Below are 21,597 nucleotides of genomic sequence, written 5' to 3' on the forward strand. Positions count from 1 at the left end.
CGATTACAAGTTCAGGGTGTTCATCTCAGGCCAGAAGCGGCGGGTGACGCCAAAGATCAAGCGCGAGCTGCGCCGGCGCTCCGCCGTGGAGCCGGTGATCGGCCACCTCAAATCCGAGCACCGAATGGGCCGAAACTATCTCTGGCACCGCCAGGGCGACGCCACCAATGCCGTCCTCGCCGCCGCCGGCTACAACTTCCGTCGCCTCATCCGCTGGCTCGAGCTTTTGCTGCGCCAAATCCTCGTCCAGCTCATCCGCCGACTTCAGCTCCTCCCAAGCTGAAATCCGGGTTCTTCACGGTCGACTGGTTACACTCAGCAATCTGGGCCAAGCACCGTGAAGGAGCGCGCCTTCATCAGAGTCAAACTTTCGCCGCGAACAGGAGCGCCTGCCGAGATCATCGCTGCTGTTAGCAATGCCTGAGATATGGGCCGCCTCTAGGGTGGCCACGACCAGTTGAAACTGAGGTTAGTCGAGCAAGTGGCTTCGTCGTAAATCTCAAAGCGTTCGCGACCGTAGGTGATGGAGCCCCGCCGCAAGCCAGTGACGAATACCGGAAAAATATCAATAGGGGAGCCCGATCGCCAACGACTGGTTACGAGTTGCGATGCGAGGCCGAGGTCTTCATCGACGTTGCGGTGTTGCGAAGCGCGCGGTTCCGCCCACAGATCAGCACCGAACTGAGCAGACTGCGTGCTCATCGTCTCACGCGTTAGCTCCGCCGCGATGCTTATCCAGTGCGGTATGTAGGCACCTGATCAGGTGCTGTCCTGCGAATGGCTTGGCCAGCAAGCAAATCGCTCCCGCGCTCAGCGCCCGGGCGCGAACGCGATCATCGGGAAAGGCAGTGATGAAAATGAATGGAGCATCGCAACCTTCGGCCCGCATATGTGTCAGCAGGTCCAAGCCGCTCATAGCGGACATCTGCACGTCCGCAATCACACACGATGTTTCATTCAGGTGTGGCGAGCGCAAGAACTCCTCAGCGGATGCAAATGTATGGACTATGTAGCCGCGGGATTTCAAAAGATTATTTATCGCAGCACGGACGGAGCCGTCGTCATCGACCACGGAAATGAGCGAAGGCGTGAACAAAACGACCCCTCCTAACGCAGAAAAGGCGATTGCCGAAGCATAGTCGGCTGGGTCAAGGGTGGGCTTGAGAGATGAAATTGTATAGTCATACTTAGGCTTGTTCCGGCCGGTTGGGACGAATTCCCAGGGGCTCAGCCATTCTGATTAAATCGGCCAGCGACCGTGCGCCCATTTTCTTCATTACCTGTCCGCGGTAGATCTTGATGGTAATTTCGGCCAGCCCGAGCTCTGCGGCTATCTGTTTGTTCATCAGCCCAGCAGTGACCAGTTTCATCACGGCCTGTTCGCGTGGGCTTAAGGCCTCAAACGAGGACTGCAGGTTGGCAACCGTCTTCTCAACCTCCCGCCTTTTGCGATCCCGTTCGGTCGCGGCGACCACGGCGTCAAGCAGCTCCTGATCGCGAAACGGCTTGGTGAGAAAATCGACCGCTCCGCCCTTCATGGCCTTGACGGTCATGGGAATGTCGCCATGACCAGTGATGAAAATGATCGGAATGCGAAGGTTCAACTTGGCGAGCTCAGTCTGCAGCTCGAGGCCACTCAATCCCGGTAGCCTGACGTCAAGGACCAGGCAGCTGGCAACATCCGGAAGCTTGGCTTGCAGCATTTCTCGCGCCGATCCGAACGCAACAACGTCCAAGCCTACCGATCGAAAAAGATTCGCGAGCGAACGACGCATCGAGACGTCGTCGTCGATCACGAAGACGATCGCTCTTCCGCTCGGCTTCTCCGCTTGCGCGCCTCCGCGCGGCGAGTCACAGCGCCCGGTCACGACACGACCTCTTCATGCAACGGCAGGACCAATTGAAACGTCGCGCCCGACTCCTGCTTGCAGGCAATCGACAGGCTCCCTCCGTGAGCCTCCACGATCGAACGGCAGATCGAAAGGCCCATTCCAAGGCCGGTTGATTTGGTGGTGAAAAAGGGGTTGAATACCTGGTCAGCGTGTTCCTCGGTGATCCCAACGCCGCAATCTGTCACGGCGAGGTGCACGCCTCCCAGATCGTGTTGGGATGACCGGATCACCAGTTCGCGCGGTCGGTCTCTGACTGTTTGCATGGCCTCAATCCCGTTCATCACCAGATTCATGATCACCTGTTGCAGTTGAACCCGGTCACCCAGGATCATGGGGAGGGCCGCCGCCAACTCGGTCCGCAACGACACCTGGTGGCTGACCAGCTCGCGAGTCACCAGCGCGACAACCTCCTTGACGATCTCATTGATATTGAGCGGCACCATCTCGATCTCGCTTTTCTTGGCTAGCGTGCGAATGCGGCGAATCACCTCGCTCGCCCGGATGGCGTCCTCGATGATCCATTCCACTGAGCAGCGCGCGGCGGAAAGATCAGGAGTTTCGCGATCAAGCCAACCCAGACAAGCCTCGCCATTGGCGACAATGGCGGCCAGCGGCTGGTTTATCTCGTGCGCAATGGAGGTGGTCATCTCGCCCAGCGTCGTTACGCGTGTCACGTGCGCGAGCTCCGCCTGCGCCTTCCGCAGTTCTCGTTCAGCCTGATCTGCGCGGATGGTTGCGGTGATGTCAGTGCTGACGCCGCGATAGCCGAGGAAATTGCCGTCAGCATCAAAGAATGGCTTGCCGCTGGTCCGGACGTAAATTGGAGATCCGGTCCGGGTGACGGTGCGATAGATGAAATCGCGAAATGGAAGTCGCGCGTCGACTGTCGCCTGATGCTGCCGCCACTTCTCAGATTCCGCTTCGACATCGCCCGCAATTTCGCAGCGAAGCAGCCCGACGACTCCCGGGGCCAAAATGCTTGCTGCGCTGGTGTGCCCCGAAAAGCGGGTGACCCGGTGGTCCGGCCCGGTCTCCCAGAGCCAGTCGGAGGCCGTTTCGGCGTAGTCGCGAAAGCGCTGCTCACTTTCGCGCAAGTCAGCAAGAGCCTTTTCCAGCCGTTCCCTAGCTGCGTATTGCTCGGTGACATCCATATGCGTTCCGATGAGCTCGCTGACGTTGCCATCGCTACCGACCACAGCGTGCGCAACGGAATGTATGCGCCTTATCGCGCCTTTTGGAAGAAGGATTCGGAAATCATATTCGAAGTGCCCTCCCTTGTCTTCGATAGCCTGGCGCGGCACTTCCCGAAGCTGCGGCAAGTCGTCTGGATGGATACGCGACCGGATGGTCTCTATCGATACAGTCTCTTCCGGATCGAAGCCAAACAGACGATCGACTTCGGCGGAGCGATACACAAATTCGAGACGGTGGACGTCCCAGGACCAGCTGCCCGTGTGACTGAGACGCTGTGCTTCGGCCAGATAGGCCTCGCTACGGCGAAGCTGTTGTTCCGCCTGCTTTGCAGCCGTAATGTCCGTCACTGCCCCGACAAACTCGATATCGCCAGATGCGGTTCTAATGGCTCGTGCCAGCGCGTGGAGGTGCTTCACCGAGCCGTCCGGCAACAGCAGTCGGTATTCGTGCTCGAAATCCTCTAGGTTTCGGAGCGCTCGATCAATGGTCTGTCGCACGGCAGCCCGATCTTCTGGATGGGCTCGATCAATGACGAGTTGCGGGTTCAGTTTTGTCGCCGGATCGTGTTGGAAAATGCGAAAGGTCTCCTTTGACCAGATGACCTCGCCGGTGGCGACGTTCCAGCCGAAGCTGCCGGTGCGGCTCAATTCCTGCGCCTGGGCCAAATGGGCTTCACTCCGCCGCAGGGCAGTTTCCGTCCGCTTTCGCTCGGTGATATCTTCGCAGGCGATGAGGATGATGAGCTGGTCGTCTGCCCAATGCATGGCTTTGGCGTTTTCCCGCACCCACAGCACCGCGCCATCCTTCCTGACCTTCTGGATGTCCCAAGTGTGGGATTGGCCGACGGTTTCAACGCATAGCCCAAGGCATTTGCGAACAAGGGTAAGATCTTCTTCCAGAAAGACCTTCAGAACGGAATGCCCGACGAGCTCCGAGGGCGAATAGCCGAGCTGTGTTGCGCCCAACGTGTTCACGTTCAGGACCGTTCCGGCGGCATCGACCATGAAGTACATGACCGGGTTATGCTCGAAGACTTCGCGCCACCATTTCTCTCGATCTCGCAACTCAACCTCGCTGCGCCGGAGCTTGGCTGCGGCCTCAAGCGTGGCCGCCCTTTCCCGGCGGACTTTTCGGATGAGGTGGGTTCCGACAAGCAAGGCAACAAAGAGAATCACAACCACCGGAAGATCTTGCGGAGCATCGAATGCAAGATTGGAAGTAGGGGGCGTAAAGAAGTAGGCCAAAACAGCGATGGACAAGATGGAAAGCATGGCAGATACAATGAGGCTGCCCATAGCGAAAACCGCAAGACCACTACCAACAAGAGAACGCCATCGCGGCGAAATGGGTATGAAAGTACAAGGAAGTTGTCACCAGCGCCAGGACAATGCCACCAAAAACACGCTGCGCGACTAAGCGTCCGAGCTTCGTGAGGGTCCGAACTTGGCAAGGGGTCCAAACTTGGTAAGGCGCCCGAACTTGGTAAATCAGCCTGGCCTAAATAAATAACCTATCCCAAGGATCTGGAAAACTATACTAACGTTTTGACTCGGCTTTGCTTCCGCTCGTCCTGAGGTCCGCCGCTGCCGGTTGCGCGATGAGACCGCATTTTAAGCTAATTGAGCGATAGATTTCGATGGTACGCCTAGCCACTTCCGCGCTTCCAGACTTTCCAGACTTTTATGACGCCGAAGAACGGTGTCCCTGAGAAGCTAGCCGATCGAGGCGGCCCATCAAACCCTTTTTAGAACCCATACGGCCAGTCGCATAGGACCCCAACAGAGCGCAACGGCCAGGCCGGCAGTTCGACTGAAAGGGGGCCGTTAGGGCCGTGCCGAATGTTAGCGAGCATCCTAAGCCTCTGCCGCCGCATGGGCGCGAGCGTGCCCTTTCGCGTTGCGGCGTGGGATCCGCACGGTAGGTTCCCCAGCGCGTGGACTCAATTGATAGCCAGATTCGCCCGGCGGCGAGGGTGATGAAAGCAATTTCGGTGTAGCTCGTACCGCAAGCGCCTCTTTGCGCTGCAAGAACGGTCTCGGCCCTCAGCAACCAAGTTCTCGATCTTACCTTGATCCAGAGGTACGGACGTTGTGAGCGCGGCCACTTGGGGTGGGGCGGTGTCGCCCAGGTGCTCGGTAGTCGCCCCCAGGCAAGGAAAGCCGAGCTCGCATCGAGATGAAGTTGCCACGGGCAGTTTGGGGTTGAAGCCTTGAGGATGTGCGGTCCTGCCAAATGCGTCAGAGCGCGCCCAAGTCAACTACCAACTTCAGCAATTGATGGAATTGACTGACACATGGCAATCAGCCTCGACGGCCGCCACCGCAATGAACTGCGGATGCAATATGTGAAAAGCTTTGATGCGGTGCTGTGTCGGGAGTGCGCGTCAATGGCGATGGAGTGAAGCGTGGTGAAAGCAAACGCGACGACAAAGTACCTGCAAAGCCGACGCTTTCCGCTCCAGACGATGATCCCTATCTGTGGTTGGAACAGATCGAAGGCGCGCGGGCGCTGAAATTTGTTGAGCGGCAGAATGGCAAGACGCTGCAGGTGTTTGGCGAGCGGGATCGCGACGCGCTGACCTGGATTTACGATCGGATCGGCCGGACAATATTCCCTACGTCCGGCGGCGCGGCAGCTATCTCTACAATCTCTGGAAGGACGCCAACAATCCGCGCGGCCTCTTGCGACGAACCACTCTGGAAGAATTTCGCACGCCAAAGCCGTCATGGGAAGCTCTGCTCGAGATCGATCAGCTCGCGGTTAGCGAAGGCGAAGACCGGCTTCTGAGGGCGACGGTCTGGCCGCAGGGGAGTCATAGACGAACGATTTTGAGCCTATCGCGCGGCGGCAGTGATGCCGTCGCCCTGCGTGAGTTCGATACCGACACGTAGACGTTTGTCGGTGATAGCTTCGTCTTGCCGGAAGCCAAGAGCGCGGTTGAACGGCTCGATCCCGATACGCTGGTGCTGTCGAGCTCTCATAGGCAGGGCATGGCGACGACCTCCGGCTATGCGCGTACAGTGAGGATATGGCGGCGCGGTACGCAGGCGGATCAAGCGCAAGTGATCTTTGAGGTCGTAGCTGATCATGTTGAAGCCGGCTGCAATATCGAGCGCACCGTCGTGCCGCCACGGCTGTGGTTCGTCGATCAGGTGGACGCCTTCAATTCTGCCACCCATCGCGACTGGCTCGCCATCAGACCGCGCGAGCCCTGATCTGTGGCAGGGCAGACCTATGCCGCGGATACGGTGCTCGTCATCTCTTTGGCCGCTTTCCTTCAAGGCAACCGTCAGTTCGAGGTTCTTTTCGAACCAAGCCCACGCCGGGCGCTGCAGGGGCTCTTTTGGAGTGCCGGTAGGCTTGTGCTTTCCATCCTCAACGAACTGCGGCCGTTCTTCGAGATCTGCTCGCCATCCGATAAAGGGTGGAGCCGCGCGCGACTGCGCGGGATCCCCGACATAGGGATAGTCCAGGTCTGGCCTCTTGATAGCGACCCATCCGAACGCAATGGCGACCTGCTCGTCGATAGCCAGGATCCGCTCACGCCAGCTTCGCTTATGCTGATCGAGAATAATGTCGGCAGTCCGACCGTGCTCAAGCAGGCGCCGAAGACCTTCACCGTGGATGGGCTGGTGGTCACCCAACATGAGGCCATTTCGATTGATGGCGAGCACATCCCCTACGTACGGACCGGTCCGGCCGGCGAGACGGGCGATGCGCCCGTCCATATGAGCGGCTACGGCGGCTTTGGAATCTCGATGAGGCCGTCCTACAATTCAGCGCTTGGCAAGCTTTGGCTCGAGCGCGGCGGCACCACGGTCCAGGCGCATCTACGCGGCCGTAGCGAGTTCGGCACGCGCTGGCACGATGCCGGCCGTCTCAGTGGCAAGAAATTGTCGCACGACGACTTCGCTGCCGTTGCCGCCGATCTCGTGCGTCGTGGCGTCACGGAGCCGAAGCGGATCGCAGCCCAGGGCGGATCGAACAGCGGCATCCTCATCACCAATATGCTGACGCGCTATCCGGAACGCTTCGGCGCGCTGGTCTACACGATCCCGCTGATCGACATGCGCCGCTACACCAAGCTTCTGGCAGGGGCAAGCTGGATTGCGATATGGGGACCCCGATAAGCTCGACCACTGGGAGTGGCTCAAGACCTATTCCGCGTATCATGCCGCCAAACGCGGCCAAACATACCCGCCGATCCTGATCGCCACCGCGGGCGGGACGATCGTGTTCATCCCGGACACGCGCGCAAGATGGCCGCGAAGCTCCAGGCGATGGGCTACGAGGCCTATTTCTACGAGCCTGCGGCGGGCGGTCATGGTTACGGTCGGGACAATAGGGAGCGGGCCGGGTTCGAGATTGCTGGGCTTTCGATTCCTGAAGAGCAAGATCGGCTGGCTTGACGGCGAGGCTTAGGCGGACCGGCGCTTGTGATCACACAAGCTCCAGCGTGATGGTTGCATGACATTTCAGCGGTAGGGGATTGGAAAGAAGCTTGGTTTGACCAGCCCTTTATGAGCCCTACGCCATCCAGCGGCATGGGGGCAGCTTTTCCATTTCTAGCGTTTCAACGTTCGCGTGCAGAATACGATTGCGCAGCCGCCAATTTCGGGGCCGCAACCTCAACAACGATCATGGCGAGCTGGCTTGCCTGAGCTAGGCGCCGGTTCGCCCCACACGAAGGAGAAACGAGATGAATCAGCGGGATGTGGCCGAAGTCAACCTTCACGACCTACAGGTCTCAGATCCGCTGATTGGGAAATGCCAGCACTTGGTGAGGGAAGTGGCGATTCCCTACCAATGGAACGCGCTCAACGACCGCAATCCGCAAGCGACACCGAGCCACGCGGTAGAAAACTTCCGTATTGCCGCCGGACGTGCGAAGGGGGAGTTCTACGGCACGGTTTTTCAGGACAGTGATGTCGCAAAATGGCTAGAGGCGGCTGCTTGGTCGCTGTGCCAGACACCCAATCCGGACCTGGACAAAGCCGCCGATGAGCTGATTGAATTGATTGCGGCCGCCCAATGCGGCGACGACTATCTCAACACCTATTTCATGCTAAAGGCGCCTCAGGAGCGCTGGAGCAACCTAGCCGAATGCCATGAGCTTTACTGTGCCGGCCACTTGATTGAAGCGGGCATCGCTTTCTTTCTGGCTACTGGCAAACGACGCCTGCTGGACGTCGTTTGCAGACTTGCTGACCACCTCGCCACAGTTTTCGGCCCGGAGCGCGATCAGCTACACGGCTATGATGGCCATCCAGAAATTGAACTTGCATTGACGCGCCTCTACGAAGTGACGCAGGAGCAGCGATATCTGACGCTAGCCAATTATTTCGTGGAGCAACGGGGCACCGAGCCGCACTTCTATGACATTGAACACGAGAAACGCCGGCAATCCTGCGACGTCAAATCACATGGCATGCCCTGGACGGTGAAAATAAGGCCTATAGCCAGGCGCACCTGCCAATTTCGGAACAGCGGACTGCAACCGGGCATGCGGTGCGTTTTGTATACCTCATGACTGCGGTCGCTCATCTCGCGCGTCTGCGTCAGAACGAGCAGCAACGCCAGGCTTGCCTGCGGCTATGGCAAAACATAGTGCAGCGCCAGATCTATATCACTGGGGGTATCGGCTCGCAAAGCTTCGGCGAAGCGTTCAGCAGCGATTACGATCTGCCGAACGTATCGCGTACGCGGAAAGTTGCGCGTCGATTGGGCTGATGATGTTGGCGCGCCGTATGCTGGAGATGGAAGTGGACAGTCGCTATGCCGACGTGATGGAGCGCGCGCTCTATAATACGGTTCTGGGCAGTATCGCTTTCGATGGGCGTCACTATTTCTATGTTAACCCGCTCGAAGTTCATCCCAAAACGCTGCGGTCCAATGGCATCTACAATCATGTCAGGCCGGTGCGGCAACGCTGGTTTGGCTGCGCGTGTTGTCCGCCGAACATCGCACGCCTTTTCACATCGATTGGTCATTACATCTATACGCCATGCTCCGACGCGCTCTACATCAATCTCTACATTGGCAATAGCGTGGCATTATCGGTTGGCGGGCATACGCCTGCGGTTGCTCATGAGCGGCAACTATCCTTGGAGGGACGAGGTTGAAATCGCCGTGGAATCTGCACAGCCGATCGCCCACACGCTCGCCCTGCGCCTGCCGGAATGGTGCAGCGCGCCGGCGGTGAGCCTGAACGGCGAACCTGTCCATTGCGAGCCCCGTAAGGGCTATTTGCACATTCACCGCACGTGGCGGCAGGGAGATCGCGTCAAACTATCGCTGCCGATGCAAGTACGCCGCGTATACGGTCATCCGCAACTTCGCAATTTGGCCGGCAAGGTGGCTATCCAGCGCGGCCCTTTGATGTATTGTGTGGAAGAAGCCGACAACGGGCCCGAGTTACACAACCTTTGGCTTCCTGCAGAAAGCCGGTTTTCGCTTGTCGAAGGTACTGGTCTCTTCGACAAGATTTTGCTGCAGGCTGATGGGTCCCGGTTGCAACACACGCATTCTGAAGAAACGGCACTTTGTCAGTACGACAAAGTGCCTGGACAGCTACAACCGCAGCGGCTGACATTCATTCCATGGTTCAGCTGGGCTAACCGCGGCGAAGGCGAAATGCGGATTTGGATTAAGGAGCGCTGACGCCGATGGCTGAGTGGCGCGTCCGTGAAGTTAATGCGTCGCCCGTGAAGTGCCCTTTAGGCCTTGATCGCGGATTCAATTTCCTAGCAACAACGGTTTTGAGATTGCAAGCTTTTGCGGCTTGAGGCCTCGGAAGCTTGCAAATTTGATCTTGAAGATAGAACCAAGCCGCTGGCGCGCATTGAATTTTTGCTGGAGTGGGAGTGGTGCTAACAACCAACAATCTTCTTGCCATCGGCAGGCGGCGCTTGGAATGAATAGAACCGTGCAGTCGGATGAACAATGAGAACCACCAACGACATCGCTTCATCCAAGGGACGTGCCGCGGCGCCGCTCTGCAATTCCCTCGTTGAAGGCCGTTACCGGGCTTCTCGCGCCAGGGTTGTCACGGATGGCCTTTCCGCCACTCCTAACCCATTGACAGCACATACCCTCGACAACCTACCCCAACTAGCAACATCCCTGCCGCGTCGCGCCGTTGTGCATGCGTTTGAGCCTGGCGATCGTCTAAGATCATCGGTTTTCAATTTCGCCGGCTCGGGCGTGGCAGCGGCTCATTCAATCCGGCTTCTATGAGCACGCGCCACCGCGCCCGGCTCCCGCCTGCCACGCGACCTCACAGAACCCTCAAGATCCCGAATCGATTTTTCGACGATTGAGAGGAAGTCGGCTTTTGGAGGGCCGACCATGGGGAACGCGACGCCGGATTGCGAAGACGAGCTCGAGCCTTGGCTGAAGCCATTCCTGGATCGCTTGGGTCATAAGGCGCGGCGACAGATGTGTCCGCGTTACATTGCCGGGTTGATCGGCCCTGGTGAGCGCAAAAACATTCAACCGATGGCGTAACGCTCTGCAGCGCGCGAATACGATCAGCTGCACCATTTCATCGCTGATGGCGTCTGGGATGCGAAGCCGTTAGAGACAGAGCTGCTCAATCAGGCCGACCGGCTCGTCGGCGGCGATGATGCGGTGCCGGTTATCGACGACACCTCGCTGACGAAGAGGGGCGAACACTCGGTCAGTGTCGCGGCTCAATATGCCTCGGGCGTTGGCAAAATGGCAATTGCCCAACGTTGGCGTCGCTGACGCTTGTGCGCGGTGAAGTACCAGCGATGATCGCATTGCGTCTCTTCCTACCCGAGAGTTGGACCAGCGATACCGCAAGTTTGAAGCGCGGCGGCGTACCAGTCGAATACCGAACCCCACGATCCAAGCTTTTGGCCGAGATTGATCGCGCGATGGTGCCGGCGTGCGGTTCGGTTCCGCTGGCCGATACAGGATACAGCCTCAGTGCGCCGTTTCGGCAAGGGGGCACGACGCGGGCTGGCCTGGGCCGTTGGCATCCCTCGTCACCTGAAGGTGGACCCGGTCGGCGTCAAGCTGATCTGGCCGCTCGCAATGCGAGGGCGTCCCCGCAAGCGGTCCATTCCGGACATCCTGTCGCGCCCGCCGAAGACATGCTCGCGTGATCAAGCCCGAGCTCCTCTTTCAACTGCTGATGCGCCTGGATCGGACGCGCACGCGTTCGGCACGCTCGACTTCCAGATAACTGAAAGCAGGCGCGCCACCCCGGCCGATTCGACCACAGGCGATAGCTCGTCAGGACTGCGAAGATTGATGGCTGGAATCCGAGGGGCAAAGAGTTCGAGAGTCCGCCATCATCTCGGGCGTATCGGAGCTGACCCTTGCTTTCTTGATGCGCGGACCATCTTGCGGTGCGTCAGCCGTGTTCGGATTATCTACGATGGCTGTCCGATAGTCAGCTAGATTGCCGCCCAGAAACAAGACCTCGGTCTCCTCGGTCGGTATTCCCCTCACCCAATCTCGCAGCTCCTCATCTCCGGGAGCATGCCCACGCTCTAAAATATCGTTGATTTTTTTGATCGGCCAAGCGGTGACGCTTGGTACCGTGTAGGTGTGCAGCTTCTTAGCATTCTTTGCAATCGCCTTCGCGCCATTCTCACTGTCGTCCTTTGAAAGGAGCAGTCGTGAGGGGTCCTGGCACAATGACACAAAAGCACTCTCTCTAAGGCCTTTGGTATGCCATGCAGCGAGGCGCGCCATATCAATTTCGTCCTCTCTTTCGTCGTCCGAGCAGATAGCAGCCTTTGAAACATGCGGGGTCGCGTGAGCACGCAAATCCGCTAAGGAACGCACATGCGCGATGGCACTCACCTCCTCCTCTAGGAGGGGCTCGCAATCGATGTCCTCGTTCTGAAAACGGTGCAGCGGCAGATACGATGATGCCACCACGTCGTCGAAGATGCGGTCGCCGTCAACACTGCCGGCACAAGATCCGGTGGTTCGTGGCCACTGTACTGCTCGCTGCGCAGCGAGTTTGATCTCGTTCTTTAGCGCCTTAACGTTCGCTCCGGTTAGCGATCCGGCAAGTTCGGCGCGCCCCCTGACAAAGGAAGCGGCCGGGCACCGCTCGCTTTCCTGGATAGCGCACGCTCTCAGAGTGCCCTTCGTCATGGTCGAGGGTGATCCAATCCCGGAATCCATCAAAGCGACAGCTGAATCCGATGTTCGGTGGATTGGCCGCAACTCACTCAGCTGCTGCTCAAAGTTCGCTTGATCCGGGGACGGGTGTGCTGGTGAGCTGGTTTGTGCGCTCAGGTCGCCCGGCTGTTGCTGCGCCCGCTGCCGCTGCCGCAGGAGATCGTCAGCTTCAATGGAGTCTTTTGCGGTGTTTGGTGGATCGATATTCATCTGTTCCCCTCCAGCATGGGTCATTTCAGGCTTTATTTTCGTAGGGGCGGCTTTCGAGAAGCTGACGAGTCAGGAAGGAATGCGACCGACGCCCAACTTTTCGGGCGCTTCCCCGCTCGGCTGCCGTCGCTGCGGAGGAGATCCGTGCGCCGGATCCCTTGGTCGCTCTCCTCTGACGAAGCGTGCGGCAATTCCTCGAGCAGCTGCTCAAAGCTCGCTTGCGAGCTCGCGTCGTCCGACTCTTGACCCGGCGGAATCTCGGCATTCTGCGGAGCCGATCCTGATAGTGATGGGTTCACCTGCCGAGGATTGAAGTGCGAGCCGTCCATACCGTTCTCCATTCGGAATCAAGCTGCAGATCTATGCAGCCCAGCTCAGATCTGGCGCAAGCAGCACAGAGGCCCGCAAGTTTGAGACACGAATCATGTGAACCTCGGAAAGAGCAACTTGCGCCCTAGTAAACAGGCGACAATCGCGTCCCGATCTCCGGGCTCAATGTAGGAGATCTAGCTTTCGGCAAGCTGACGAAACCATGCACCCTAAAGGCCCGTTCTTGGGGGCCGTCGCTACGGTGACGCTCCTGCGGCTGCTTCTTTTTTCCAGGTGTCGCTTTCGCGAGAGATTCGGTCTGCGCGGCGGTTTCTGATCCAGCGGGTTTGCGCCGGGCCGCCGTAATCCTATCGCTGCTCGAATCCAGCCAATGTAAGCCGCCTACAGTGAGGGGGTGGGCGGCTTCGTCGTGAGGTTGATAGCTTGCGACAGAGGCTCGCGGCGCCCGTCGCGGAGACCGTCGAAGTTACCTCCGTGGCGGCGACAAGCGAGACATACGTCCCGCCTAGAGCGGGGACGTCATGTTCTTTGCGGTTTGCTATCGAGCTCTGAACATGACCGAAATCGAGATTAGGAAGAATCGGCGGAACGCGGCCAGAGCTATTGACCTTCAGCAGCTTCGACTGGCCGTTGCTGCTTGCGACTACGGAAGCTTTCGACGCGCCGCCGAAGTGCTTTCGATCAAGCACACGGTGCTGAGCCGTTCCGTCGGTCAGCTTGAGCATCTGGTTGGGACTTCGCTGTTCGACCGCTCGAGCGGGGGGATCAAGCCCACTCTCGCTGGCCGAGCAGTTCTGCGAATTGCCCGTTTGATTTTGGAACAAGTCGATGCGCTCGTCGACACGGGAGTATCCAATGGACGCGGCGAATCCGGTCTCCTTACCATTGGCTTCTGCACATCCATTTCGACCGGGAATTTGCGGGCGACGATAGGTGAGCTCAAGAAGCTGCTACCACGGCTCGAATTGGCAACGATGGAACGCTCTCGCTTCGGTCTGATGACTGCCCTCCGTAACGGAACGGTCGACGTTGTCGTTAGCCCTGGACGTCTACCTTCAAAAGACACCAGATCACTACTGCTCTGGAGCGAACGCATTCTGATCTCGCTGCCGCAGGATCACTGCCTGGCGGCACGCGAGATCATCTATTGGACCGATTTGCGTAAACGAAAAGATCCTTCTAAGTGAGTATGATCCCGGACGAGAGCTCGAGGATCTCTTGATTTCGAAGCTCGTTCTACCTGACGATCGCCCCGCCGTAGAGCGCCATGACGTAAGCCTTGGCATCATCAAGAGTCTGACGAGTATGGGCATGGGGCTCAGTCTAGTGATGGAATCGGATATTGGTGCAAGTTTCGCTGGCCTTGTGTACCGGGAGTTGCAGGACGGAGCGGGGCCAAGCCGGGTGGACTTCTACGCGCATTGGCGCGACGACAATGAGAACCCGGCTCTGAAGCGTTTCCTCAATCTGTTGGCAGAACGCTAGGGCTGCGGGAAGCTGCCGCAGATAGGAGGTCGGCGCCCGGCGTTGTTCTCAAGCGTCCCGTTGGCTCAAGCGGTCCGTTCAAAGAGCACGCCGAACTGCCCACGGATATCACCGACGATGACGGTTCGAAGAAGGCGAGCCGCCCTAAGCTCGCCGGCCACGAGCCGCGGAAGCAGCATGCAAAGCGGAGCAATGATCCGGCAGCCGACCGGAAGGCCGCACTCGCTTTTGAGAAGGAACAGAAGCGACGCGAGCGCGAGGATGCAAAGGAAGAGGCGGCTCGGCAGAAGAAGCGCGAGCGACGGCAGCACGCCATCGACAAAGCGCAAGCCGCCTTGGACGCAGCTCGTCAGAAGCACGAAAAGAATGCTGCCGACATTCGAGCTGAGGTCGAGGTTCTCGAGGCGCGAGCGCAAGCCGAAGAGGCGCGTTGGGATAAGGAGAAGGCGCGGCTGGAAGCTTCGTTGCGACGCGCGCGAGGGTACCAGCATACGCGGTTTGCGAGCCAGCATCTGTTCGAGCCACGAACCCTTCGGCGCGCCCGGTTTGCTTGCCTGCTGACAACGGCGCTACTGCCGATGATGAGTAGGCGCCTGAGCGTGCGTTCGCCCATCTTGGATGTCACGCCGAGCTTCTGCTTGCCGTCCGTCGATCTTTGAAGGGGCGTGAGACCGAGCCAGGCCGCGAAGTCACGACCTTTGGCAAAAGTCTCGGCCGGCGGTGCTAGAGCGGCGATCGCGGTGGCGGAGATCGGGCCGATGCCAGGAACGGTCATCAGCCTGCGCGATACTTCGTCCTCGCGAGCGCGTCGCGCGATCTCCTTGTCGAGATCCGCGATCTTGCCGTTGAGGCCGGCGAACAGGTCCAACATCACTCGGAACATGGTGCGGGCCGCTTCGGGAAGCGAGCTGGCCATCGCTTCCTCCTCGATCAGATCGGCAAGCGTCGCCACATGCGACGGCCCCTTGGGTGCAATCCAACCATATTCAGTGAGGTGACCCCGGATCGCGTTGATGAGCTGGGTTCGCTGCCGCACTAACAGATCACGGGTCCGAAACACCAGACCCGCCGCCTGTTGCTGTTCGCTCTTCACGGCCACGAACCGCATGCTCGGCCGCTGCGCCGCTTCGCAGATCGCCTCGGCATCGATCGCGTCGTTCTTTTGCCGCTTCACGAACGGTTTTACATAGGCGGGCGGGATCAGCCGAACTTCATGGCCAAGCTGGGTGAGCTGACGCGCCCAGTGATGGGCTCCGCCACATGCCTCTAAAGCTACCGTGCAACGCGGCTGGGCTGCGAAGAAATCCAAGAGCTTTCCTCGGCTGATCCGTTTGCTGAATACAGCCCGTCCTTTCCCGTCCGCTCCATGAACGTGGAAAACATGCTTAGCGATATCCAGACCGATTGTGCTAACCTGCAACACGGACGCCTCCCTTAAGTGGTGCTAAACACCTCCACTTTGGCACATCGATGCCGTCGGCGGGGCGTCCACCCCATCATAAATCTTCGTCGATGTCCGCTTCGCCCGATACCGACCGCTTATCGGCCACACGGCTCCGAGGGCTTTAGCCACTTCAGCACGTCCTCAGTGTCGAACTCGAACTGCTTGCCCCGACCACCATGAGATTTGACCGGCATTCCGTTCTCGACCCATGCGGAAATCGTCGGCAGCGAATAGCCGAAGATGTCCGCAAGCTCTTGCCGGTTGACGACCTTGCCCATTATTCGTCGATCTCGACGCCCATAGCGGTCAGTTCGGTGTCGATGGCCGCGATGCGCCGATTAAGCTCGGCGACAACGGCGGCCTTGACCGCTGCGACCATCTCGGCGTCCTGATACGTGCCCCTGATCGTCACGCCGAGACCATCGCCGTGATCTGCAATGCGGCGCGCTCCGCACAGCTCGTCGCGTCGCTTCAGAAGGCGCTCGAAGTCGCATGCCTGGGACAGCTTCATGCGAGCCCCCGATCCGCCCGAGCAGCGAGATCAGCGACGACGATGTCCATCTGGCGGAAGGTGGACGCCATGTCGCCTTGGTAGTTGAGGACCGACCGATGCGCCTTGACTTCAAGCTCGGCCTTCTCGGTGAAATGATCCTGCGGGATAAGGCCGGGGCGGACGATCTCGATGACCCATCCACCCATGCGGTCGATGGCTTCGCCCTCATTGGCGTGCCTCACATCCTCGAAGACGACGCGCTTCGGGGTCTCGATGTAGAGTTTGTCGGTCTCGGTGCCGATCCAGAAGTCCGAACCCATATGGTCGCGGCCCCAAAGACCACCGAGCCCTTCCATCGCGTGTCGGGGCGACCGGCCACCCAGCCAGGGCGTCGGCTTCTCTTTCAGATCGCCCTCGATCATGCGCTCGATGGTGGCTTCGTCGCAGTGCCGATACTCGAGTGTTCGCGAACCTCTTGCTCGCCTCGGCCAATATTTCCTCATCATGATAGCGACCGGAAATGTGTGTCAGAATGAGCAGCCTGACGCCCGTCGTTGCCGCGAGCGTGGCGGCTTCGGCCGCGGTAAGATGCCCGTAATCGCGGGCGATGGACGCATCGCGTTGGAGAAAAGTCGCCTCGATCACCAGCACGTCGGCATCGCCAACGTGCTCAGCCAGGCCATCGACAGTCTCGGTATCGCCAACGATGACAAGCTTCTTGCGTCCCTCCGGCGGCCCGAGGACGTCTTCGGGATCGATCGTCTTGCCATCCGCGAGTGTAACGGGCCTTCCTTCCGCCAGCTCCTTGCGCACGGGACCGTCCGGCACCCCGAGGGCCGAAAGGCGGTCTGGCCGAAGATGGCGACGGACCTTACTTTCGAAGGAAAACCCGAAGCTGTCTGTGTCGCGGTGGGGGATCGGAAAGCACCCGATCGTGAAGGCGCCGGCGTCGAGGACCTGGCCGGTCGCCAGCGGAACGAGATCTAGCGGAACGGGCGCACGCCCTTCTCTCCACAAGCCCGCGAGCATCTGGACGACGACGTCGAGGGTAGCGAAGGTAGGCGCGCAGCATGTCCTTCAGCGCGCCAGCGAACCGGCCGCGCACAAACCCGTGGCGCTCGATGAGATGGCGGGCCACGGTGGTCTTGCCGGACCCGATAAAGCCCTTGAGGCCGATAACGATCATGAAAGGAAGGCTCCGATTGGATCTATACGGTCTCAATCGGTATTGTTTCTTTCGCGCGTTTCGGTATCCCCTCAGTCCGCCAGACGACGCCGGACCAAAATATCAATTTCGCCCGTCAAAAATCGCCAGTTCGATGTTTTCCGGGTCCGCCTGGGGCCTCCATCCTGCAACCGACCCGAGAACAGAAAGCGCCTTTTGAAATTTTGTATCTAGCGATATCGGGCGGTCGCGCGTCACCCGCATGGGGAAGGGCCCTGGCAGGACCCAAAGTGTTACAACTCTGCGAGATGCTCGAAGCCGGCAAGAGGTGCGAAGAGCTAGATCATGGATGCTGATCCCGAGCGATGTCGGTTCCGAGGTTGGCGGGTGCGAACGCTGCGTGACCATGGCCACGTCAGGTTCTCGACAGCTTCCCACAGTAGGAGACCTGCTCAGGTAATCTTGAACGTGAGGCTAACCGTGGACCCGCAAGACTTTGATCCATTTAATGTGGCAGCTTCGTCGCAGGTGCAGCACGCCGCTTCGGAAGAGCCGCAGACGGGCCAGGCCCGCCAATTTGAGCAGCACTTGGCCCAGGCAAGCCAGGCCGCTCCCGTTGCCAGCAGGCCCTCCAGCTATCCACATCTGTCTACAGAAGACCGGAACTTTATCGATAGCGTGATCACTCAATATGCGGCTCAGAAAAAGCCAAAACCTGAAACGGTTAGAGGCTATACTCAGGCACTTCGTCGACTTGGGAATGATCTCCGCGCTCGCGGCCAGACGACCGATCTAGCAAACCACAAGTCCCTGCTCGAGCACGCAACTACTTTCTTTCCGAAAGACAACAAAATGAAGAAAGCGGTGGCCGTCCTTCGTGCGTATCATGGCACCAGTCATTTAGTTTCTCGCGAGGAACCGCGCGCGCTCTCCTCAGGGAAAGACGCATCTAACGATGTCCAACAATCCCTTGGCGAAAGGACGGATGCACGCGCCAGGAGCAATCTCCTGCCAAGCGAAGGGGTCCTTATCAATCATGAGCATGACGCGGCTCAATCGAGAGCAGCGAAGAGACAGAGGGCGCTGCCCGATCTTGAAGAGGTTGTGATATACCGACAGTCAAGCGCGAACGCCGCTTCAGCAGAAAGTAGCGGTGCACCGCGGGTTGCAGCAACAGGCGTCATAGTCCGAGGGCATCCGGATAAGCGGCCTCTTTATTCCGAGGATGCTGCTGTCGTCCTGAAGCTTGAGCACGCCCTCATAGAGGGCGGCATGAGCAGCCAAGGGGCGCATGAGCATGGAAGCCGCCTCATTAACTATAGCCGTTGGCTGTTCAAAGATAACCGACCGGGCATTGTTGCTCGGCTGGACAGCAAGTCGCTGATCGACGATGGTGCCATACACAAATACCCCGGAGGGAATACTGCGAAACTCCTTAGATCCTTAGAGTATTTCCGCACCTTGCGGGCGACGGGAGTGGTCGTGCCCAAGAAACCCGGCGGCCCTCGCGCTGAGCTTAATCCTTCCCCCCAGAACGTCGCCCTCATCAATCCCGAAACCGCGGCGCTGATGGAACCGCGGCGCATCGACGACGCCGCTGCGCAGCACAGCGTGCCGCACCAAGCGGGTACTCGGCTAGAGGAGCTTCAGGAAGAACAGGACGGTCACCCCGCCGTATCGGCTTTCATGCAGGCGCAAGCCGCATTCCGTTTAGAGCAGCTCCCGCAGGGAGAGCTTCAGCGACTGGAAAAACAATTGCATGACGAGCGTCACGGACTAGGAGACAATCATTCTGCTCTGTCGTTTTCCATCGATTCGGAAGACCTTACTTTGGATCCCGAGCTGTTCTCTCTAGAGGACCTTCTGCGACCGCTTGATGACGAGCCAGCAGAGGAGCTTCAGGAAAGGCGAGATGAACACTCCGCCCCGTCGGCTTTCATTCAAGCGCAAGCCGCATTCCATTCAGAGCAGCTCCCTCAGGGAGAGCTTCGGCGAGTGCTGGATCATCTGGATGATGAAGCCATGCCGTCAGCAGTCTCCGACCCTTCAGAGGAGCTTCAGCGACTGGAAAAAGAGTTGCATGACGAGCTTCACGGACTAGGAGACAATCATCCTGCTCTGTCGTTCTCCATCGATCCGGAAGAGTTTACTTTTGATCCCGAGCAGTTCTCTCCAGGGGAGCTTCGGCGACTGCTTGATGCCGAATCCGCAGAGGAGCTTCACGAAAGGCGAGATGATCACCCCGCCCCGTCGGCTTTCATTCAGGCGCAAGCCGCATTCCATTCAGAGCAGCTCCCTCAGGGAGAGCTTCGGCGAGTGCTGGATCATCTGGATGATGAAGCCATGCCGTCAGCAGTCTCCGACCCTTCAGAGGAGCTTCAGCGACTGGAAAAACAGTTGCATGACGAGCTTCACGGGCGACGGGACAATCATGCACTCGATGCGCCATCCACGCATGTAGCGAATGATCGGCGCGACACTGCCTGACACGATCCCGTCGATGACGTCCGCCCCAGCACAGTAATGCGGCGCGCTGATCCTTAGCAGGCCCGAGGTCTTGGTCGAAGGGGCTGACATCGCTGGTATGGCCGTAGTCCGAGTTGTTTGCATTTTCTGCAAAGAGATATCTTGGTCGCTGTGCAGTTCATCGGCCAGAGCCATGGGGACCGTCGGGCTCAAGATGCCGAGATCGCGAGCGCGAGTAGAACCGTGCGTCGTCTATTACGAGGGGGAGTCATTTCGCTCATGAACCTTCCCGACCAAAGGGGCGGTGGAGTCGATTCGCTCATGGACCCTCTATCGCGTCGCTGCAGACCACCGCGCGATAGAAGTGCTGCGGGAAGCGCGCCTGGACGACGCCCGACACGGTCCCGAGAAAATCCCAATGCTCATTCATCGTCGCACTGCCCTGAAGCACCGCGAGCGTTTGCAGCGGCAGCCGCTTCTTCGTGCGACGACGCACGATCAGCACCTTGCCGTTGCTCACGATCTGGAACGGCTTCCGCTTCTGACCGTCCATGCGCTTCAACTGGCGGCGCACAACGGTATGCACCGGCGCACTGCCAATCGATCCGTAGGGCTTGATCAGGATGCCGCCAGAAGCGAGACGGCCACGGCTATCTCGCTTCGCGCGGACCGACAGAGCGTTGTCGGGATACTTCTCCTTGCCCGCACCGATGACGTGGCGCTCCATGTACTTGTCGATGCTGCCCACCGTCGCCATGAGCGTGCTGCCGTTGGCAGGGCGGATGCGGATGCCGCCGACAACCCATGGCCGCCCGGCATCGTGCATCGAATGACTCGCTTTGCGCTCGTGCGCATCCGTTTCAAGTTGACTGTCCATGCCCGCAAAGAACGCGTGCTATTGGCGGAGGAAGAGGAATAGCGCGGCGTTGCCTATCTGGTAGTCCGCAATGCGCTTCTCCCTAATCCTATCCACCAGCTCATTGGCCGCCGCGAAATATTCTTCGGCAAGGGAAGCAGTGTTGGCCTGCATCATGCCGCCGATGGCAAATCCGTGCGGCCCAGACCATTCATCCTCACGCGCGTGATCCCCGGTTAGCTCCTCGAAGTGTCATTCGGCGCGCTGTTTGACCCCTTATCGGCGCCGAAGGTTGACCCCGCGTATTGCCTCATCTGAGGATGTTACTTTCGCTTGACGGACGTAGCGCCGACTGTCGGCCGGTCTGAGGTTGCGTCATTGCTCGCAGGATCGGAGGGACTGGGGACGTCGCGGAGTGCCCATCACACGTAGCGGCGGCCCCAGTCCCGGGGTCAGCGGCCTGTGCCGCACCTTCAGCGGTGCGCGGGATGATCGTCTCGACTGCTTTGCGTCTGAGCGATCGCAACAAGCGCTGCACGATGGTGTGCTGTGGAGGACCGAACTGTTCGGGGCATTGTTCAGCGAGGCGACCGAGAATTGCCAGCGCGGTCAGACGGGGCTCGGCCGTCAGCCAGCGCTCGATGTTGGCGAGGTGCGGATCGAGCATTGATGGCATTCTCATGCGCTTTTTGTATGGCTTGCGCATGCGCCGATGGATGATGCGCTGCTCCCCTAGATGCAGGNCATTGCCGAGCTCCTTCGCGAACGCTGCTGCGATCTTTGTCGGCGCCGGTGGGCTTGCTGCCGCGAGCCTGCCCAATCGGGCGTCGACACGCGTGCCGAGCTCCGCCTGGGCGTCTCTCATCTCGGCCAGCAGGGCCACGGGATCGAGCGTGCGAT

Annotated in this window: 11 protein-coding genes and 8 pseudogenes; 8 read left to right on the forward strand and 11 right to left on the reverse strand. The window is 59.2% G+C overall.

Translation table 11 applies throughout. From position 1 onward, the window contains the following. Nucleotides 1-283 (forward strand): annotated as a pseudogene (locus YY7_RS0145175) (IS5/IS1182 family transposase); the annotation flags it as partial. Between the two features lie 423 nt (nucleotides 284-706). On the opposite strand, the gene YY7_RS0145180 reads toward YY7_RS0145175, so the two are convergent. The 3 genes and pseudogenes from YY7_RS0145180 to YY7_RS55245 all read right to left on the reverse strand — a co-directional run bounded on the left by YY7_RS0145180 (nucleotide 707) and on the right by YY7_RS55245 (nucleotide 4,475). After that, complete coding sequence (locus tag YY7_RS0145180; RefSeq protein WP_028168832.1) at nucleotides 707-1,096, reverse strand: response regulator transcription factor; 390 nt, start codon at nucleotides 1,094-1,096, stop codon at nucleotides 707-709. 91 nt (nucleotides 1,097-1,187) lie between these two features. Continuing rightward, nucleotides 1,188-1,868 carry a response regulator transcription factor gene (locus tag YY7_RS0145185; RefSeq protein ID WP_028168833.1) on the reverse strand — a complete coding sequence of 227 codons (681 nt, stop codon included), beginning with the start codon at nucleotides 1,866-1,868 and terminating at the stop codon, nucleotides 1,188-1,190. Then, nucleotides 1,865-4,475 (reverse strand): annotated as a pseudogene (locus YY7_RS55245) (PAS domain S-box protein). Before YY7_RS55245 ends, YY7_RS0145185 begins: the two are co-directional and overlap by 4 nt. 1,008 nt (nucleotides 4,476-5,483) lie before the next feature. Between YY7_RS55245 and YY7_RS55250 the strand changes: the two are divergent. From YY7_RS55250 to YY7_RS55260, 5 genes and pseudogenes are all read left to right on the forward strand, one after another. Further along, nucleotides 5,484-7,508, forward strand: a pseudogene (locus YY7_RS55250) (prolyl oligopeptidase family serine peptidase). Nucleotides 7,509-7,785: 277 nt separating this feature from the next. Continuing rightward, entirely contained in the window at nucleotides 7,786-8,616 is an 831-nt protein-coding gene (locus YY7_RS64620) for a beta-L-arabinofuranosidase domain-containing protein (RefSeq protein WP_210164751.1), read from the forward strand. After that, nucleotides 8,562-9,208: pseudogene (locus YY7_RS64625) on the forward strand (beta-L-arabinofuranosidase domain-containing protein). Before YY7_RS64620 ends, YY7_RS64625 begins: the two are co-directional and overlap by 55 nt. Further along, on the forward strand, nucleotides 9,174-9,746 hold the full coding sequence (locus tag YY7_RS64630) for a beta-L-arabinofuranosidase domain-containing protein (protein WP_210164753.1): 573 nt from the start codon (nucleotides 9,174-9,176) through the stop codon (nucleotides 9,744-9,746). Before YY7_RS64625 ends, YY7_RS64630 begins: the two are co-directional and overlap by 35 nt. A 687-nt stretch (nucleotides 9,747-10,433) precedes the next feature. Beyond that, nucleotides 10,434-11,212: pseudogene (locus YY7_RS55260) on the forward strand (IS701 family transposase); the annotation flags it as partial. A gap of 133 nt (nucleotides 11,213-11,345) precedes the next feature. On the opposite strand, the gene YY7_RS55265 reads toward YY7_RS55260, so the two are convergent. Next, on the reverse strand, nucleotides 11,346-12,458 hold the full coding sequence (locus YY7_RS55265; protein WP_196237435.1) for a hypothetical protein: 1,113 nt from the start codon (nucleotides 12,456-12,458) through the stop codon (nucleotides 11,346-11,348). Between the two features lie 884 nt (nucleotides 12,459-13,342). Between YY7_RS55265 and YY7_RS55270 the strand changes: the two are divergent. Then, nucleotides 13,343-14,273, forward strand: a pseudogene (locus tag YY7_RS55270) (LysR family transcriptional regulator). A 482-nt stretch (nucleotides 14,274-14,755) separates the two neighbouring features. Here the strand turns inward: YY7_RS55270 and YY7_RS55275 are convergent. From YY7_RS55275 to YY7_RS59475, 5 genes and pseudogenes are all read right to left on the reverse strand, one after another. After that, nucleotides 14,756-15,696 (reverse strand): annotated as a pseudogene (locus YY7_RS55275) (IS110 family transposase); the annotation flags it as partial. A 116-nt stretch (nucleotides 15,697-15,812) separates the two neighbouring features. After that, nucleotides 15,813-15,995, reverse strand: a complete 183-nt coding sequence (locus YY7_RS0145235) for a terminase small subunit (protein ID WP_028168835.1) — start codon at nucleotides 15,993-15,995, stop codon at nucleotides 15,813-15,815. Further along, nucleotides 15,995-16,228, reverse strand: a complete 234-nt coding sequence (locus tag YY7_RS55280; protein ID WP_035692697.1) for a hypothetical protein — start codon at nucleotides 16,226-16,228, stop codon at nucleotides 15,995-15,997. The genes YY7_RS0145235 and YY7_RS55280 overlap by 1 nt, the downstream gene beginning before the upstream one ends. Next, on the reverse strand, nucleotides 16,225-16,716 hold the full coding sequence (locus YY7_RS64080) for a deoxynucleotide monophosphate kinase (protein ID WP_245287663.1): 492 nt from the start codon (nucleotides 16,714-16,716) through the stop codon (nucleotides 16,225-16,227). Before YY7_RS64080 ends, YY7_RS55280 begins: the two co-directional genes overlap by 4 nt. After that, a pseudogene (locus tag YY7_RS59475) lies at nucleotides 16,658-17,260 on the reverse strand (MBL fold metallo-hydrolase); the annotation flags it as partial. The pseudogene YY7_RS59475 and the gene YY7_RS64080, both read right to left, overlap by 59 nt. A gap of 595 nt (nucleotides 17,261-17,855) precedes the next feature. On the opposite strand from YY7_RS59475, the gene YY7_RS61400 reads away from it, so the two are divergent. Beyond that, on the forward strand, nucleotides 17,856-19,862 hold the full coding sequence (locus YY7_RS61400) for a hypothetical protein (RefSeq protein ID WP_155255616.1): 2,007 nt from the start codon (nucleotides 17,856-17,858) through the stop codon (nucleotides 19,860-19,862). 298 nt (nucleotides 19,863-20,160) lie between these two features. On the opposite strand, the gene YY7_RS55295 is transcribed toward YY7_RS61400, so the two are convergent. Both YY7_RS55295 and YY7_RS64085 read right to left on the reverse strand, forming a co-directional pair. Then, complete coding sequence (locus YY7_RS55295; protein ID WP_245287664.1) at nucleotides 20,161-20,667, reverse strand: hypothetical protein; 507 nt, start codon at nucleotides 20,665-20,667, stop codon at nucleotides 20,161-20,163. A 69-nt stretch (nucleotides 20,668-20,736) separates the two neighbouring features. Then, complete coding sequence (locus YY7_RS64085) at nucleotides 20,737-20,874, reverse strand: hypothetical protein (protein ID WP_245287665.1); 138 nt, start codon at nucleotides 20,872-20,874, stop codon at nucleotides 20,737-20,739. Nucleotides 20,875-21,597: the final 723 nt, after the last annotated feature.

It is taken from the genome of Bradyrhizobium elkanii WSM2783, assembly GCF_000472865.1.
Classification (GTDB): Bacteria; Pseudomonadota; Alphaproteobacteria; order Rhizobiales; family Xanthobacteraceae; genus Bradyrhizobium; species Bradyrhizobium elkanii_A.

What these genes read in the sequence shown, in the direction of transcription:
- YY7_RS64620 (WP_210164751.1), top strand. Translation starts at nt 7,786, where the DNA reads ATGAATCAGCGGGATGTGGCCGAAGTCAACCTTCACGACCTACAGGTC.
- YY7_RS55265 (WP_196237435.1), bottom strand. Translation starts at nt 12,458, where the DNA reads ATGAATATCGATCCACCAAACACCGCAAAAGACTCCATTGAAGCTGAC.
- YY7_RS55280 (WP_035692697.1), bottom strand. Translation starts at nt 16,228, where the DNA reads ATGAAGCTGTCCCAGGCATGCGACTTCGAGCGCCTTCTGAAGCGACGC.
- YY7_RS64085 (WP_245287665.1), bottom strand. Translation starts at nt 20,874, where the DNA reads ATGATGCAGGCCAACACTGCTTCCCTTGCCGAAGAATATTTCGCGGCG.
- YY7_RS64080 (WP_245287663.1), bottom strand. Translation starts at nt 16,716, where the DNA reads ATGATGAGGAAATATTGGCCGAGGCGAGCAAGAGGTTCGCGAACACTC.
- YY7_RS0145235 (WP_028168835.1), bottom strand. Translation starts at nt 15,995, where the DNA reads ATGGGCAAGGTCGTCAACCGGCAAGAGCTTGCGGACATCTTCGGCTAT.
- YY7_RS64630 (WP_210164753.1), top strand. Translation starts at nt 9,174, where the DNA reads ATGAGCGGCAACTATCCTTGGAGGGACGAGGTTGAAATCGCCGTGGAA.
- YY7_RS55295 (WP_245287664.1), bottom strand. Translation starts at nt 20,667, where the DNA reads ATGCACGATGCCGGGCGGCCATGGGTTGTCGGCGGCATCCGCATCCGC.